Below are 16,270 nucleotides of genomic sequence, written 5' to 3' on the forward strand. Positions count from 1 at the left end.
GTCCCGGGTCACGGGGCCGTAGCTTCCGAATCACGGCCGGATTACGGTCGTAGGTAGTGGCGCGCGCAGCGCTGTACAGGGCAATTGTCCGCCTTAGAGGAACGTACAGGATGCCGGGCGACACCGAGGCAAGGGCTTCATGCCATCGGTGACTGCCTCCGGGTGAGCGGTCGGCGGTTCACTGGCAACACGCCGCCGGACACACCCCGGTGACCAGGACTCAACGCCGAGGCAACGAGGCGGTAGCAAGGTCCGATACACCGAATACCGGGCACTGTGCCCAACTGTCCGGCTGGCGACGACTTGAGGAGAGACCCGCATGGAGTTCCTTCGGCCCGGTACCTGGGACGAGGCGCTCGCGGCGAAGGCTGAGTACCCGACCGCGCTGCCGATTTCCGGCGGCACGGACGTCATGGTCGAGATGAACTTCGACGTGCACCGGCCATCCGCGATTCTCGACCTGAACCGCATCACCGAGCTGACCGAGTGGTCGAACGACGGCGACGTCGTCAGGCTCGGCGCCTCGGTCCCCTACACCCGGATCATCGACGAGCTGTCCGGGCCCCTCCCCGGTCTCGCGCTCGCCGCGCACACCGTGGGTTCGCCGCAGATCCGCAACCGCGGTGGCGTCGGCGGCAACCTCGGCGGCGCCTCGCCCGCCGGTGACGCGCACCCCGCGCTGCTCGCCGCCGGACGTGACGTCTTCGTCGAGGCGGCCTCGGTGCGCGGCACCCGGATGATCCCGATCGACGAGTTCTACGTCGGCGTGAAGCGCAACAGCCTGGAGCAGGACGAGCTGATCCGCGCCGTCCACATCCCGGTGGCGGACGGCCCGCAGCAGTTCTCGAAGATCGGCACCCGGAACGCGATGGTCATCGCGGTCTGTGCCTTCGGCTTCGCGCTGCACCCGAAGAACGGCACGGTCGGTACCGGGATCGGTTCGGCTGCCCCCACGCCGCGCCGCGCCGTGGAGGCCGAGGAGTACCTGCAGGGCGTGCTCGCCGAGCGCGGTCTGTGGGAGTCGGGCGACCTGCTGGGCGCCGAGGTGATCCAGCGGTTCGGTGAGCTGGTGAAGGCCGCCGCCTCGCCGATCGACGACGTCCGGGGCACCGCCGACTACCGGCGGCACTCGCTGGCCGTGATGGCCCGCCGCACGCTGACCTGGACCTGGAACGACTACAGCAAGCAGATCAGGAGCGCGGCATGAGGGTCACATTCACCGCCAACGGCAAGCCGGTCGAGGCGGACGACGTCTGGGAGGGCGAGAGCCTCCTCTACGTGCTGCGCGAGCGGGTGGGCCTGCCGGGCTCCAAGAACGCCTGCGAGCAGGGCGAGTGCGGTTCCTGCACGGTCTACCTGGACGGCGTCCCGGTCTGTTCCTGTCTGGTCGCGGCCGGCCAGGTCCAGGACCGCGAGGTCCGCACCGTCGAGGGTCTGGCCGAGGAGAGCGGCGAGCTGGGCCTGGTCCAGCAGGCGTTCATCGACGCCGGCGCCGTCCAGTGCGGCTTCTGCACCCCCGGCCTGCTGGTGCAGACCGACGCGCTGCTCGACAACGAGCCGCAGCCGAGCGACAACGACATCCGCGAGGCGCTGTCGGGCAACCTGTGCCGCTGCACCGGTTACGAGAAGATCATGGACGCGGTGCGGCTGGCTTCCGCCCGCAAGTGCGCGAAGGCGGCCTCCGAATGAGCACTCGTACCATCCAGGGCCAGAAGAACCTGCAGGACATCCGGACCTCGAGCCCCGACGGCATCGGCGGCTCGCCGCTGCGCCCGGACGGCAACCTGAAGGTCCGCGGCGAGTTCGCGTACTCCTCCGACATGTGGCACGAGGACATGCTCTGGGGCATGGCGCTGCGCTCGCCGCACCCGCGGGCCAACCTGATCAGCGTGGACATCTCCGAGGCGCTCAAGGTGCCCGGCGTGTACGCGGTGCTGACCCACAAGGACATCCCGGGCTCGAAGTTCTACGGCCTGGAGATCCAGGACCAGCCGGCCCTGGCGATCGACAAGGTCCGATACCACGGTGAGGCGATCGCGCTGGTCGCGGCCGACCACCCGGAGACGGCCCGCCGCGCGGTGAAGAAGATCAAGGTCGAGTACGAGGTGCTCACCCCGATCGTCACCGAGGAGCAGTGCCTCGACCCGCAGACCCACGGCTATGTGCACGAGCCGCACGAGTACAAGTCGCACGGGTACGACAACATCTGCCACGAGCAGAAGCTGGTCTCCGGCCTCGGCGTGACCGACGAGGTCCGCGCGCTGGCCGACGTGGTGGTCTCCGGCCACTACGAGGTCGGCATGCAGGACCAGGCCTTCCTCGGCCCGGAGTCCGGCCTCGCGGTGCCCGCCGAGGACGGCGGCATCGACCTCTACGTGGCCACCCAGTGGCTGCACGTGGACCGCGAGCAGATGGCCCCCGTACTGGCCCTGCCGGAGGAGAAGGTCCGGCTCACCCTGGCGGGTGTCGGCGGCGCCTTCGGCGGCCGCGAGGACCTCTCGATGCAGATCCACGCCTCGCTGCTGGCCCTGCACACCGGCAAGCCGGTCAAGATCGTCTACGCCCGCGACGAGTCCTTCTTCGGCCACGTGCACCGCCACCCGGCCAAGATGTACTACGAGCACGGCGCCACCCGCGACGGCAAGCTGGTCTACGCCGACGCCCGGATCGTGCTGGACGGCGGCGCGTACGCCTCCGCCTCCCCCGCGGTGGTCGGCAACGCCGCCTCGCTGGGCCACGGCCCGTACGTGATCCCGAACGTGCGGATGCACGCGATCGCGCTCTACAGCAACAACCCGTCCTGCGGCGCGATGCGCGGCTTCGGCGCGGTCCAGGCGGCCTTCGGCTACGAGTCGCAGATGGACAAGCTGGCGGCCGAACTGGGCATCGACCCGGTCGAGTTGCGGCAGCTGAACGCGATGGCCGAGGGCGACTACATGCCCACCGGACAGAAGATCGACTCGCCGGCCCCGGTCGCCGAGCTGCTGCAGCGGGTCAAGGACATGCCGCTGCCGCCGCCGCTCGACCTGGACAACCTGGACATCCGTCAGGTCCCGGGCGCGCTGTCCAACACCTCGCACGGCGAGGGCATCGTGCGCGGCATCGGCTACTCGGTCGGCATCAAGAACGTCGGCTTCTCCGAGGGCTTCGACGACTACTCCACCGCCCGGGTCCGCCTGGAGGTCATCGGCGGCGAGCCGGTCGCCATGGTGCACACCGCGATGGCCGAGGTCGGCCAGGGCGGCGTCACCGTGCACGCCCAGATCGCCCGTACCGAGCTCGGGGTCGAGCAGGTCACCATCCACCCGGCCAACACCGAGGTGGGGTCGGCCGGTTCGACCTCCGCGTCGCGGCAGACCTACATGACCGGTGGTGCGGTGAAGCTGGCCGCCGAGGCGGTCAAGCAGGCGCTGATCACCAAGGGCCGCCGCCGCTACGGCTGGGACCAGAACGACATCGACCTGGTCGGCGGCAAGGTGGTCTCCGAGAGCGCCGGCGTGCTGGTCTCGATGGTGGACCTGCTCGGCGAGGAGGCCATCGACCTCACCCGCGAGCACCACCACCGCCCGACCGTCCCGTTCGACAAGGAGACCGGGCAGGGCTTCGGCCACGTCCAGTACACCTTCTGCGCCAACCGCGCGGTGGTCGACGTGGACGTCGACCTGGGCCTGGTCAAGGTGGTCGAGCTGACCGCCGTCCAGGACGTCGGCAAGGCGCTGAACCCGCTCTCGGTGGTCGGCCAGATCCAGGGCGGCGTCACCCAGGCGCTCGGCCTGGCCGTGATGGAGGAGATCGTGGTCAAGGACGGGAAGGTGCGCAACGCGTCCTTCACCGACTACCTGATCCCCACCATCCTGGACACCCCGCCGATCCCGGTGGAGATCCTCGAACTCCCCGACCCGAACGCCCCGTACGGACTGCGCGGCGTCGGCGAGGCCCCCACCGTCTCCGCCACGCCCTCGATCGTCGCCGCGATCCGGGCCGCCACGGGGATCGCCCTGAACCGGATCCCGGTCCGGCCGGAGCACCTCACCGGGACGCTCTAGCCACAAGCCTCCCCGGGGCGGCGACCGTCTTCCCCGCCGCCCCGGGGCGCACCAAAAAAGCAGAACAGTCGACGCATCATCAAGCACCATCGCTGCCGCCTCTCCCACGCCGGGGTTCTGCAGCAGTGCGTACCACCCCGCACCGGCTTGAGTGCGTACCTCGTGAGTCGAACAGTCCCCCTGTGCCTCCTCCAACCGGCAAATCAGGTCGACTCGCCCACCCCAACCCCCTTTGAACCTTGGGAGTGGACATGACCCGGATCTCCACGGAGCCCGGCACCACTGACGACAGACCCGCCACGGACGACTCCCTCACGCCGTCCGAGGCAAACCCGCCGAAGAACGCGCTGGACGCCTACTTCAAGATATCGGCGCGCGGCTCGACCTTCGGCAATGAGCTCCGCGGTGGCCTCACCACCTTCATGGCGATGGCCTACATCCTGCTGCTCAACCCGATCCTGCTCGGCGGCGCCGACAAGAACGGGGTGCACCTGGACCACGCGCAGCTCACCACGGCCACCGCGCTCGCCGCCGCCGTCACCACGATCCTGCTCGGCGTGGTCGGCAACGTGCCGCTGGCCGCCGCGGCCGGACTCTCGGTCTCCGGCGCGATCTCCGCGATCGTCGTCCCGCACACCACGTGGGAGCAGGCCTTCGGCCTCTGCGTGATCTACGGTCTGGCCATCGTGCTGCTGGTCGTCTCCGGCCTGCGCGAGAAGATCATGAACGGCATCCCACTGCCGATCAAGCACGCGATCACCATCGGCATCGGTCTGTTCATCGCCCTGATCGGTCTGAACAAGGCGGGCTTCGTCTTCCAGGGCAAGGGCCCGCTGCTCTCGCTCGGCCCCACCGGTGAGCTGTCCGGATGGCCCGTGCTGATCTTCTGCATCACCCTGCTGACCATCTTCGTGCTGCTGGTCCGCAACACCCGGGGCGCGATCCTGATCGGCCTCGCGGCCGGCACCGTGATCGCCTTCGTCGTGAACGCGGCCGCCGGTCTGGACGACAAGGTCTGGGGCCTGCAGGTGCCCAAGTGGCCCGGCGACGGCCCGGTGGCCGCCCCCGACTTCGGCCTGTTCGGTCACGTCGACCTGTTCGGCGCCTTCGGCAGCCAGGGCATGGGCGCCATCTCCGCCTCGGTCGCCGTCTTCACCCTGGTGCTGGCCGGCTTCTTCGACGCGATGGCCACCATCATCGGCGTCGGCACCGAGGCCGGTCTGGCCGACAAGCAGGGCCGGATGCCCGGCCTGAGCAAGGCGCTCTTCGTGGACGGTGCCGGCGGCGCCATCGGCGGCCTGTCGGGTGCCTCCGGGCAGACCGTCTTCGTCGAGTCCGCGACCGGCGTCGGCGAGGGTGCCCGGACCGGGCTGGCCTCCGTGGTCACCGGTGGTGTCTTCACCCTGATGCTCTTCTTCACCCCGCTCGCCGGCATCGTGCCGGTCCAGGTGGCCTCGGCCGCCCTGGTGGTGATCGGCTCCATGATGATGAGTCAGGCCCGGCACATCGACTGGTCCGACCGCGAGGTCGCCATCCCGGCCTTCCTCACCTGCGTCCTGATGCCGTTCACCTACAGCATCACCGCCGGTGTCGCGGCCGGTGTGATCACCTACTGCGTGATCAAGGCGGGCCGCGGCAAGTGGCGCGAGCCCGGTCCGCTGATGTGGATCCTCACCGGTGTCTTCCTGATCTACTTCGCCTTGACCCCGATCAAGGCCTGGCTGGGAGTTCACTAGTAGCAGAGCCGCTGTGCGGGGGTCCCGGCCCTCGCACAGCGGCTGCCCCCGTTCCACCCCCTCTTCTTCCGTTGGGAGCCCCCGAAATGCAGGACATCGCCGAGCAGCTGCTGGCCTGGCACTCCTCCGGGCGCTCCTTCGCCGTGGCCACCGTGGTCGGCGTCTCCGGCAGCGCGCCGCGCGACCCCGGCGCCGCGCTCGCGGTGGACGCGGACGGCGAGGCGATCGGCTCGGTCTCCGGCGGCTGCGTCGAGGGCGCGGTGTACGAGCTCTGCCAGGAGGCGATCGCCACCGGCACCCCGGTCCTGGAGCGGTTCGGCTACAGCGACGAGGACGCCTTCGCGGTCGGCCTCACCTGCGGCGGCATCCTGGACGTCTTCGTCCAGCCGGTGGTCCCCGGCGCCGACCCCGCGCTCGACGCGGGCATCACCTACATCGCCTCCGGCACCCCGGTCGCGCTGGCCCGGATCGTGGCCGGCCCGGCCGCCCTGCTCGGCGCCACCGTCGCGGTCACCGCCGACACCCACCACGGCTCGCTCACCCCGGCCCCCTCCACGACCGTCGCGCTGGAGCGCGCCGCCGTCGCCGAGGCGCGGGCCATGCTGGACGCGGGCCGCACCGGGCAGTTGGTGCTCGGCCTGGACGGGCGCCCGTGTACACCTCTTGATTTCTCAACAACGGGCGCGTCACAGGGCACCGTCACCTTCTTCATCGAGTCGTACGTGCCCGCGCCCCGGATGCTGGTCTTCGGCGCGATCGACTTCGCGGCGGCGGTGGTGCGGATCGGCAAGTTCCTCGGCTACCGGGTCACCGTCTGCGACGCCCGCCCGGTCTTCGCCACCGCGCGGCGCTTCCCGGAGGCCGACGAGGTGGTGGTCGACTGGCCGCACCGCTACCTGGAGTCCCAGCTCTCCGCGATCGACGGCCGGACCGTGCTGTGCGTGCTGACCCACGACGCCAAGTTCGACATCCCGCTGCTGGAGCGCGCGCTCCGGCTGCCGGTCGCCTTCGTCGGCGCGATGGGCTCCCGCAAGACCCACCGCGACCGCAACGCCCGGCTCCGCGAGGTCGGCCTGACCGACGCCGAGATCGGCCGGCTGCGCTCCCCGATCGGCCTCGACCTCGGTGCCCGCACCCCCGAGGAGACCGCCGTCTCGGTCGCCGCCGAGATCGTCGCGCACCGCCGCGGCGGCTCCTGCCTGCCGCTCTCGGCCGGCGACGGACCGATCCACCACGACCTGGCCCGCGCCGCCGAGGAGACCGTCCCCTCCGCCGCCGCCTGACTCACCCGGATGGCGGCCGCCGATGGCGCGCGAGACGCTGGTATGCAGGGCGGACCGATCACCGCGTCCGCACCGGTGACGAAAGGTCCCGAGCCATGCGTACTCTCATCCAGGTCGAGTTCGACACCGAGACCGCCAACCGGCTGATCGCCGACGGCAGCATGCCCAAGGCCCTGCAGGGCATCATCTCCACCCTCAAGCCCGAGGCGGTGTACTTCGCCCCCACGGCCGGCCGCCGCTGCGCCTACCTGTTCGTCGACCTCCCGGCCGAGTACTCGATGGTCCCGATGCTGGAACCGCTCTGGGAGCTCAACGCCGAAATCAGCATCACCCCCTGCATGAACCTCGACGACCTCACCAAGGGCCTGGGCATCATCTCCGGCAGCTGAGACCCTCCGGCCATTGGGGGGCGGCGTCAGGCGTTCCGCAGCTCGGCGTTCATCGACCGCCGGACCAGCGTCCTGGCGGTCTCCGCGTCGGCCGCCGTCCGGGCCAGTTCGGCCAGCTCCCGGCAGTCGCCGAGGGTGTGCGCGGCCAGCGCCGCGCGGACGGCGGGCAGGCAGGACGGCGCCATCGAGAGGCTGTTGACGCCCAGTCCGACCAGCACCAGCGCCAGCTCCGGATCGGCGGCCGCCTCGCCGCACACCCCGACCGGGCGGCCGAGTGCGGCCCCGGCCCCGGCCGTCGCCGCCACCAGGTCGAGCAGCGCGGGCTGCCAGGGGTCGAGCAGTGCGGCCAGCGGAGCGAGCAGGCGGTCGGCCGCGAAGGTGTACTGGGACAGGTCGTTGGTGCCGATGCTGAGGAAGTCGCAGACCTCCGCCAGCCGCCCGGCCCGCAGGGCAGCCGCCGGGACCTCGACCATCGCCCCGGCCAGCGGCAACCCGTGCGCGCGTACCCGGGCGGCGAACTCCGCGGCTTCCCGCGGCACCGAGACCATCGGCGCCATCACCCACACCTCGGCCGCGCTACCCCGGGCCGCCGCCGCGACGGCGGCCAACTGGGTTTCAAGGAGCTCCGGGTCGCGGGTGGCGGTGCGCAGGCCCCGGACGCCGAGCGCGGGGTTCTCCTCGTCGGCGGCGGTGGCGAACGGCAGCGGCTTGTCCGCGCCCGCGTCCAGCGTGCGGACCACCACCTTGCGCCCCGTGAACGCCTCGAACACCCGCCGGTACGCCGCCGTCTGCTCGGCCTGACCGGGGGCTTCGGCGCGGTCCAGGAAGAGGAACTCGGTGCGGAACAGGCCCACGCCCTCGGCGTCGGCCGCGGCCGCCCCGTCCAGTTCGGCGAGCGCGCCGAGGTTGACCAGCAGGCCGACGGGGTGCCCGTCCGCCGTCCGGCCGGGGCCGCTGACGCCGCGCTCCCGTTCCCGGCGGCGCTGCTCCCGTTCCGCCGCCCGCCGCACCGCACCCGGCTCGGGGTCGACCTCGACGGTGCCCTCGGCGGCGTGCAGCAGCACCAGTTGACCGTCGGTCAGCCCGGCCGCCCCGGCGCAGCCGACCACGGCGGGCAGGCCGAGCGCCTTGGCCAGGATCGCGGTGTGGCTGGTCGGGCCGCCGCGGACGGTGACCAGGCCGAGCACCACGGCCGGGTCGAGCAACGCGGTGTCGGCGGGCGCCAGGTCCTCGGCGACCAGCACGTACGGGTGACCCGGGTCGGGCAGGCCGGGGGTGGGCAGGCCGAGCAGCCGGGCCACCGTACGGTCCCTCAGGTCGTCCAGATCGGCGGCTCGTTCGGCCAGGTAGCCGCCGGCGGCGGTGAGCAGCGCGCGGAACTCCGCGTAGGCGGCGGTGACGGCGTGCGGGCCGTCGGTGCCCTCGGCGATCAGGGCGGCCACCCGGTCCAGCAGGGTGGGGTCGGCGGCCATCAGCGCCTGCGCCTCCAGCACCTCCCCGGCCACTCCCCCGGCCCGCTCGGCCCGGTCGGCGAGTTCGGCGGCCACCTCGCCGACGGACCGTCGGACGGCCGCCGTCTCGGCGGCGGGGTCGGCGACCGGGCGGGGTGCGGGCAGTGCGGGCGGCGGTGCCATCCGGGCCACCGGCCCGGCCGCGCTGCCGGTGCCGACACCGATCCCGTCGAGCAGCCGGCTCACCGGGCGGCCGGGGCGTCGTGGTCCTCGGTGATCAGCGCGGCCAGCTCGGCCAGGGCCTGGTCCGCGTCCTCACCCACGGCGGTCAGCTCCAGCTCCTCGCCCTGCTTGGCGGCCAGTGCCAGCACCGAGAGCAGGCTGCGGGTGTCCACGGCGGTCTGTCCGGGGCGGGCCAGGGTGACCCTGGCGGTCTGCCGGGCGGCGGCCTGGACGAGCAGCGAGGCCGGGCGGGCGTGCAGGCCGCTGGCGGAGCCGACGGTGACCTGGAGCTGAGGCATGAGGGTCCCCTAGATGTGGTTTCGGGCCCGTTACGGGTGGATTGCTGTTGGTTCTACGCCCGGTTCCGGGCGGATGTCAACACAACCGGGCAGAAGTCTCGATCTGTGAGCATGTCCGATTGGGTGTCCGAAAATCTTTGCTTTCCGGCGGCCCGCGCGTATCGTCCTGGTTGACCAGACGGAAACGGACACGAAACGGATCTGATCCCACATGTACGCTCCGGAGCGCCAGCAACAGATCCTGCTCCTCGCCCAGGAACACGGCCGGGTCGACGTCCCCTCGCTCGCCGAGGAGTTCGGCGTCACCCAGGAGACCGTCCGGCGGGACCTGAGCGCGCTCGACAAGGCCGGCCTGCTCCGCCGGGTGCACGGCGGCGCGCTCCCGGCCGGCGGCCTCCACCTGGAGCCCGGCCTCGCCGAACGCGACTCCACGGCCGCCCCGGAGAAGGAGCGGATCGCCCGCGCCGCCCTGGAGCTGCTGCCCACCGAGGGCAGCCTGCTGCTGGACGCGGGCACCACGATCTCCCGGCTGGCCGCACTGCTCCCCCTGGACAGCACGCTGACCGTGGTCACCAACGCCCTCCCGGTCGCCGCCCGGCTGGCCGACCACCCGGATCTGACGCTCCATCTGGTCGGCGGGCGGCTCCGGCACCGTACCCAGGCCGCCGTGGACGCCTGGGCGCTGCGCGACCTGGCCGACGTGCACGCCGACCTCGCGGTGGTCGCCACCAACGGCTTCGGCCCGGAGAGCGGCCTGACCACGCCCGACCTGGCCGAGGCCGCCGTCAAGCGCGCCATGCTCGCCGGGGCGGGGCGGGTGGTGCTGCTCGCCGACTCCTCCAAGTACGGCAGCCGGCAGTTCGCCCGCTTCGGCACGCTCCGCGAGGTGGACGTGCTGATCACCGACACCGGCCTGACGGACCAGCAGGCCGCAGAGATCGAGAACCTCGGACCGGAAGTGATCCGCGCATGATCGTCACCATCACCCCCAACCCCAGCCTGGACCGCACCTACGAACTACCGGACCTGGCCCGGGGCGAGGTCAACCGCGCCACCACCGACCGGGTCGACCCCGGCGGCAAGGGCGTCAACGTGGCCCGCGCGCTCACCGCCGCCGGACACCGGGCCGCGGCCGTGCTCCCGCTCGGCGGCTTCTCCGGACTGCTGCTCTCCGACCTACTGCTCCGTCAGGGCATCGAGGTGGCCAGCGTCCCGGTCCGCGGCGAGACCCGGATCAACGTCTCGATCGTCGAGGGCGACCACACCCTCACCAAGATCAACGCACCAGGACCGGAGCTCAGCGCCGAGGAGTCGGCGGCCCTGCTCGCCACCGTCCGCCGCGACTACACCGGCCCGGACGTGGACTGGCTGGCCTGCTGCGGCAGCCTGCCGCGCGGGCTGGACCCCGACTGGTACGCCGACCTGGTCGCCCAGGTGCACTCCGGCGGCGCCCGGATCGCCCTCGACACCTCAGGCCCCGCGCTGCTCGCCGCCCTCCGGGCCAGGCCCGACGTGGTCAAGCCCAACCGCGAGGAGCTCGCCGAGGCGGTGGGGCGTCAACTCACCACCGTGGGCGAGGCGGTGGCCGCCGCCGAGGAGTTGCGCGAGCGCGGCGCCCAGCAGGTGCTCGCCAGTCTCGGCGCCGACGGCATGCTGCTCGTCTCCGCCGAGGGCACCTGGTACGGCACCGCCCCCGTCGCCACCGTCCGCAGCGACGTGGGTGCGGGCGACGCCTCGCTGGCCGGCTTCCTCGGCACCGGCGGCACCGGCCCCAAGGCCCTCGCCGCCGCCCTCGCCCACGGCGCCGCCGCCGTCCAGCTCCCCGGCAGCGCCATGCCCACCCCCGCCGACCTCGCCCCCGACGCGGTCACCGTCACCACCGACATCCCCCACACCCGGCCCCTTGCGTAACGCTCCCTTCGGCGTTCCCACCCCCAAGGACTCCCCATGAGCGACCCCGGCAGACTGATCACCCCCGCCCTCGTCGACCTGTACCTGGCCCCCGCCGACAAGGACGACGCCCTCCGCTCGCTGGCCCAGCGTCTCGTCGCCGAGGGCCGCGTCACCGACCTCGACGGCTTCCTGGCCGACATCGCCGCCCGCGAGGCCCAGGCCCCCACCGGCCTCGGCGACGGCATCGGCATCCCGCACTGCCGCTCGGCCCACGTCACCACCCCGAGCCTGGCCTTCGGCCGCAGCGCGCGGGGCATCGACTTCGACGCCCCGGACGGCACCCCCGCCGACCTGATCTTCATGATCGCGGCCCCGGACGGCGCCGACGACGCCCACCTGCAGATCCTCGCCTCGCTGGCCCGCCGCCTGATGGACCCTCGGTTCACCGGCGCCCTGCGCGCGGCCACCGACCCGACCGAGGTCGCCGCCCTGGTCAACGACGAGCAGCCGGAGGAGGCCGCGCAGCAGCAGGAGGGCCCGCTGCTGGTCGCCGTCACCTCCTGCCCCACCGGCATCGCGCACACCTACATGGCCGCCAAGGCGCTCGAACTGGCCGCCGCCAAGGCCGGTGCCCGGATCCAGGTGGAGACCCAGGGTTCCGCCGGGTCGACCCCACTCGACCCGGCGGTCATCGCCGCCGCGCACGCGGTGATCTTCGCGCACGACGTCGAGGTCCGCGACAAGTCCCGCTTCGCGGGCAAGCCGACCGTCGACGTCGGCGTCAAGGCCGGGGTCAACCGCGCCGACCAACTCGTCGCCGAAGCACTCCAGTTGGCCGCTGCCGAGCCCGGCACGGCCGGGCCCGTGGCTGCCCCCGCGCCCAAGCGTGACGAGCACTGGGCCAACCGCCTGCGCGGCTGGCTGATGACCGGCGTCAGCTACATGATCCCGTTCGTCGCGGCCGGCGGTCTGCTGATCGCGCTCGGCTTCGCCATCGGCGGGTACGAGATCTCCGCCGCCCCGTCCGTGGTCGGCCACTTCGACTGGACCTCGCAGCACAGCTGGGCGGCGATGCTGTTCCAGGCGGGCGCGGCGGCCTTCGGCTTCCTGGTCCCCGTGCTGTCCGGCTACATCGCCTACGCGATCGCCGACCGGGCCGCCCTCGCGGCGGGCATCGTCGGCGGCGCGATCTCGGTCACCGTCGGCGCGGGCTTCCTCGGCGGTATCGCCTCGGGTCTGATCGCGGGTCTGCTGGTGCGCTGGATGGTCCGCTGGAAGGTGCCCTCCTCGATCGCCGGCATCATGCCGGTGGTGGTGATCCCGCTGATCTCGGTGGCGGTGGTCGGGTTCCTGATGTTCGTGCTGCTCGGCTCGCCGATCGCCTCGGTGATGTCCGCGCTGACCGACTGGCTGAACAGCCTCTCCGGCGCCAACGCCGTCCTGCTCGGTCTGCTGCTCGGCGCGATGATGGCCTTCGACATGGGCGGCCCGCTCAACAAGGTGGCGTACACCTTCGCAGCCGGTGCCCTGACCACCGCCGGATCCGTCCCGGACGCGGGCAGCCTCAAGGTGATGGCTGCCGTGATGGCCGCCGGCATGACCCCGCCGCTCGGCCTGGCCCTCGCCACCACCGTCCGGGGTCGCCTGTTCACCCGCGAGGAGCGGGAGAACGGCAAGGCCGCCTGGGTCCTCGGCGCCTCCTTCATCACCGAGGGCGCCATCCCCTTCGCAGCCGCCGACCCGCTCCGGGTCATCCCGTCCGCGATCGCCGGCTCGATGGCCACCGGCGGCCTGGTGATGGCCTTCGGCTCCACCCTCCGCGCCCCGCACGGCGGCATCTGGGTACTCCCGCTGATCGGCAAGCCCCTCCTCTATGTCCTCGCCATCGCGGTCGGCACGGTGATCACCGCCACCCTGGTCGTCCTGCTCAAGGGCCTCCGCAAGCAGCCCGCCCCCGAGCCCGAACTGCTCACCGCGGCCTGACCCACCGTCAGCCCTCCCGGCCGGGCACCGCCACCCCCTCCGCCCCAAGGAGCGGGGTGCCGGTGCCCGGCAGGCGTTCATGGTCAGGCGGTCAGCGCCGCGAGCTCCGCGTTGGCGCGCTCGGTGACCAGGGCGAGGACGCGGCCGGCGGCGGCCAGGTCTTCGGCGGGGATGTCGCCCCAGACGCGGGCGGTGATGGGAGCGGTCTCCGCGGCGAGGATGGCGAGCAGGTCGCGGCCGGCGTCGGTGGGGTGGAGGTGGGTGCCGCCCGCGACGAGCAGGTGCTTGGCCAGCAGTTCGTCGAGGGTGGTGCGGATGTCGGCCGGGTCGGCCTTGAGGGCGCCCTGGACCTGGCTGGCGAGTTCGTCCCGTGTCAGCGGGGTGACGGCGGTGACGGCGGCGCGCAGGGTGACCTGCTGCTGGAACGTGCTGCCGTGCCGGGCCAGGACCTGCTCCAGGAGGCCGCGGGCGGCGTAATGGGCCAGGCCGAGGGCGCGGGAGTCGGCGACGGGTGCGGTGATGGCTGCGGTGCTGGTCATGGTGTTGTCCCCTGGGTGCTCTCGTTCGGTACGGATGGCGTGAGAGGTACGTCGAGCAGGGCCGTCAGCTCCTCGGTGAACGCGTGCGTCCGAGCGGCGTCGAGGCCGCCGAGCGGCTCCAGCAGCTGCTGGAGGAGCTCCTGGACCACCGCGACGGCCTGCCGCGTGACGGCCTGGCCCTGCTCGGTGAGGGCGAGCTGTACGGCGCGCGGGTCGCGGGGGTCGCGGGTGCGCTCGATCAGACCGGCCGACTCCAGGGCGCGCGCCAGCTTCGAGACGTACAGCGCCTCCAGGCCGGTGTGGTCGGCGAGTTGGCGCTGACTGGGCCGCTCACCGGCGCGCTGCATGCCGTGCAGCGACGCGACCAGCGAGTACTGCGCGTGGGTGAGGCCCAGTGGGGCCACCGCGCGATCGACCGCGACGCGCCACTTGTTGGCGAGCCGCCACACCAGAAAGCCGGGGGTGGGACCCGGTGCACCCTTGCTCATAAGAAATAGAGTACATGGCTACTATGTCCATGGCTAGGATAATCCGGCCTACTACGGTGGGCGGGTGACCGAGACCTGGAACCCTGCCGACCCCGGTGTCCTGCTGCTCCCCTCCGGACGCCTCGTCCGCGGCCGCGCGCTCAGCCGCCCTCTCCCGCCCGGCCCGACCCCCGGATACGCGCTGTACCTGCTGGGCCGTCAGCCGCCCGAAACCCCTTGGGAGGCCGGGTGGTTGCGCTGGCCGGACTTCCGGCTGCCCAGCGATCGCGGGCAGGCCCGGACGCTGCTGGCCGACGCCTTGGCCCGGGCTGGGACGGAGCGCGTCGAGCTCGCCTGCGCCGGCGGGCGCGGCCGGACCGGCACCGCCCTGGCCTGCCTCGCCGTCCTGGACGGCGTACCGGCCGACCGGGCCGTGGAGTTCGTCCGCCGCAACTACCACCCCCAGGCCGTCGAAACACCCTGGCAGAAGCACTACGTCCGCCACTTCGCCGACCCCGCGCCTGACGGTCCGTGACACGCCGGGAGGGCCGGGGCGTTGCCGGTGAGGCCGGTGACGGAGACCCGGGACTCGACGGTGGTGTTGTCGTTGACGGCGTAGCCAGCGGTGGCGTTCCAGTTGTCCGGGGTTTTCTGGGTGCTCCCGGCACTTCCGGGCCCGTTGCTAGAGCCCGTGCCGCACCCAGACGGTCGGCTCGACGTAGACGGCGTAGCCGCCCGCCAGGTCGCAGCGCACCGGAGCGAGCGCGCCCGGCACCAGCACCTCCCCGGTCGCGTCGAACGGGAGTCCGGTCCACTCCCGCCACTGCGCCGGTGACCCGGAGATCGTCATCGACGCGGGGGCCACCTTCTCGATCGTCGCCCCGGCCCGGACGTGGACCCGCAGCCAGGGGTCGTACGGCAGCCCGCCCTGCTCGCGGACCCGGAAGGCGTACTCCTGCATCGACGCCTCCGGCTCGAGGTGCTTGCCACTCGGCCGGACCGGCGCGACGACCTCCGCGAACCCCCGCTCCCGGGCGGCGTCCCGCATCGCGCCGAGCATCAGACCGGAGAGCCCGCGCCCCTGGAGCTCGGGGTGCACCGCGATCTCGATCGCGCTGACCGTGTCGGGCGTCTCCCCGTACCGTCGGTCGGTGACGGCCCAGAGCAGCACCTCGTCCCAGCCCCGGTCGGGCAGCCGCCCCTGCCGCTTGGCAAAGCTGAACGGGACGCTGTGCCCACGCGCCACGAGTACACCGTCGGCGTCCGTGGCCACCACCACGTGCTCCGGGAACTCCTCGGCGATCAGTCCCACCAGGGCGTTGGCCACCAGGTCGTGGTCCATGAACGCGGGCCAGCTGTGCGGCATCTCCCACAGGGCCGACCGCAGCTCGGGCCGCTCGGCGAGGGTGGTCACGGTCAGGTTCTCCATACCGCGCACCCTAGGGCTCCGACCTGCGAAGATCATCTGATTTTCAGCGCCTGTCCCTACCCGCGGCGGACCTCGTGCATGAAGCAGCCGTACTCGACCGCCCGGACGTGCAGGACGGCCACCTCGGGGTCGGCGAGCAGCTCGGCCGCGCCGGCGGCGGCCTCGGCGGGCTGGACCAGGCGGCCGCCCAGGATGCGCCCACCGGAGTCGTACGCGCGCAGCACCCGGGGGCCGGTGTGCATGGTGCCGGGCCAGCCTTCGGCCGGGCCGACGCAGGGGGTGGCGTGGATGAAGACCGGGCCGCGCTCGTCGTACGGGCCGGGGTCGGCCCCGGTCTCGGCGGCCCAGCGGGCGAGCGGGGCGTACGAGACCAGGGCGATCCGGTCGCCGGGGCAGGCCCGGGTGAGGCAGCAGCGCAGCGGGGCGCCGCCGGTGGTGTCGACCGACTCGACCGGTGGGCGGCCCGCGTCGTCCAGCTCGCGGAGGCGGGCGCAGGTGGCGGGGTCGATGGGGTTGATCTGCAGGTTCATGGC

General features: G+C 72.6%; 16 protein-coding genes. 10 read left to right on the plus strand and 6 right to left on the minus strand.

The genetic code is table 11. From position 1 onward, the window contains the following. Nucleotides 1-319: 319 nt before the first annotated feature. From F4556_RS05900 to F4556_RS05925, 6 genes are all read left to right on the plus strand, one after another. The gene (locus F4556_RS05900; protein WP_184912203.1) at nt 320-1,207 is read left to right on the plus strand and encodes an FAD binding domain-containing protein; all 888 of its coding nucleotides are present in this window, start codon (nt 320-322) and stop codon (nt 1,205-1,207) included. Beyond that, nucleotides 1,204-1,689, plus strand: a complete 486-nt coding sequence (locus tag F4556_RS05905; RefSeq protein ID WP_184912204.1) for a (2Fe-2S)-binding protein — start codon at nt 1,204-1,206, stop codon at nt 1,687-1,689. Before F4556_RS05900 ends, F4556_RS05905 begins: the two co-directional genes overlap by 4 nt. Then, on the plus strand, nt 1,686-4,046 hold the full coding sequence (gene pucD, locus F4556_RS05910) for a xanthine dehydrogenase subunit D (protein ID WP_184912206.1): 2,361 nt from the start codon (nt 1,686-1,688) through the stop codon (nt 4,044-4,046). The genes F4556_RS05905 and pucD overlap by 4 nt, the downstream gene beginning before the upstream one ends. Nucleotides 4,047-4,297: 251 nt before the next feature. Then, nucleotides 4,298-5,782, plus strand: coding sequence for an NCS2 family permease (locus tag F4556_RS05915; RefSeq protein ID WP_184912208.1), 1,485 nt, complete (start codon nt 4,298-4,300; stop codon nt 5,780-5,782). An 86-nt stretch (nt 5,783-5,868) separates the two neighbouring features. Beyond that, nucleotides 5,869-7,065, plus strand: coding sequence for an XdhC family protein (locus F4556_RS05920; protein WP_184912210.1), 1,197 nt, complete (start codon nt 5,869-5,871; stop codon nt 7,063-7,065). Between the two features lie 95 nt (nt 7,066-7,160). Continuing rightward, entirely contained in the window at nt 7,161-7,454 is a 294-nt protein-coding gene (locus F4556_RS05925) for a hypothetical protein (protein WP_184912211.1), read from the plus strand. A 26-nt stretch (nt 7,455-7,480) separates the two neighbouring features. On the opposite strand, the gene ptsP is transcribed toward F4556_RS05925, so the two are convergent. After that, on the minus strand, nt 7,481-9,151 hold the full coding sequence (gene ptsP / locus F4556_RS05930) for a phosphoenolpyruvate--protein phosphotransferase (protein WP_184912213.1): 1,671 nt from the start codon (nt 9,149-9,151) through the stop codon (nt 7,481-7,483). Continuing rightward, on the minus strand, nt 9,148-9,426 hold the full coding sequence (locus tag F4556_RS05935; protein WP_184912214.1) for an HPr family phosphocarrier protein: 279 nt from the start codon (nt 9,424-9,426) through the stop codon (nt 9,148-9,150). Before F4556_RS05935 ends, ptsP begins: the two co-directional genes overlap by 4 nt. A 211-nt stretch (nt 9,427-9,637) precedes the next feature. Between F4556_RS05935 and F4556_RS05940 the strand changes: the two genes are divergently transcribed. From F4556_RS05940 to F4556_RS05950, 3 genes are read left to right on the plus strand one after another with little or no spacing between them, the layout of a single operon-like run. Then, entirely contained in the window at nt 9,638-10,399 is a 762-nt protein-coding gene (locus F4556_RS05940; protein WP_184912216.1) for a DeoR/GlpR family DNA-binding transcription regulator, read from the plus strand. After that, nucleotides 10,396-11,337 (plus strand): 1-phosphofructokinase, encoded by a 942-nt coding sequence (pfkB, locus tag F4556_RS05945; protein WP_184912218.1) that lies wholly within the window; start codon nt 10,396-10,398, stop codon nt 11,335-11,337. The genes F4556_RS05940 and pfkB overlap by 4 nt, the downstream gene beginning before the upstream one ends. A gap of 36 nt (nt 11,338-11,373) precedes the next feature. Beyond that, nucleotides 11,374-13,302, plus strand: a complete 1,929-nt coding sequence (locus F4556_RS05950; RefSeq protein ID WP_184912220.1) for a PTS fructose transporter subunit IIABC — start codon at nt 11,374-11,376, stop codon at nt 13,300-13,302. An 83-nt stretch (nt 13,303-13,385) separates the two neighbouring features. Here F4556_RS05950 and F4556_RS05955 read toward each other — a convergent pair whose 3' ends face one another. Further along, nucleotides 13,386-13,841, minus strand: coding sequence for a winged helix DNA-binding protein (locus F4556_RS05955; protein ID WP_184912221.1), 456 nt, complete (start codon nt 13,839-13,841; stop codon nt 13,386-13,388). Next, entirely contained in the window at nt 13,838-14,329 is a 492-nt protein-coding gene (locus F4556_RS05960; protein WP_184912223.1) for a MarR family winged helix-turn-helix transcriptional regulator, read from the minus strand. Before F4556_RS05960 ends, F4556_RS05955 begins: the two co-directional genes overlap by 4 nt. A gap of 64 nt (nt 14,330-14,393) precedes the next feature. On the opposite strand from F4556_RS05960, the gene F4556_RS05965 reads away from it, so the two are divergent. Beyond that, nucleotides 14,394-14,843, plus strand: a complete 450-nt coding sequence (locus tag F4556_RS05965; protein WP_184912225.1) for a protein-tyrosine phosphatase family protein — start codon at nt 14,394-14,396, stop codon at nt 14,841-14,843. A gap of 147 nt (nt 14,844-14,990) precedes the next feature. On the opposite strand, the gene F4556_RS05970 is transcribed toward F4556_RS05965, so the two are convergent. Both F4556_RS05970 and F4556_RS05975 read right to left on the minus strand, forming a co-directional pair. Further along, the gene (locus tag F4556_RS05970; RefSeq protein WP_184912226.1) at nt 14,991-15,737 is read right to left on the minus strand and encodes a GNAT family N-acetyltransferase; all 747 of its coding nucleotides are present in this window, start codon (nt 15,735-15,737) and stop codon (nt 14,991-14,993) included. A 56-nt stretch (nt 15,738-15,793) separates the two neighbouring features. Then, nucleotides 15,794-16,267: a DUF1203 domain-containing protein gene (locus F4556_RS05975; RefSeq protein ID WP_184912228.1), complete on the minus strand. Its 474-nt coding sequence runs from the start codon at nt 16,265-16,267 to the stop codon at nt 15,794-15,796. Nucleotides 16,268-16,270 lie beyond the last annotated feature (3 nt).

The organism is Kitasatospora gansuensis (genome assembly GCF_014203705.1).
Classification (GTDB): domain Bacteria; phylum Actinomycetota; class Actinomycetes; order Streptomycetales; family Streptomycetaceae; genus Kitasatospora; species Kitasatospora gansuensis.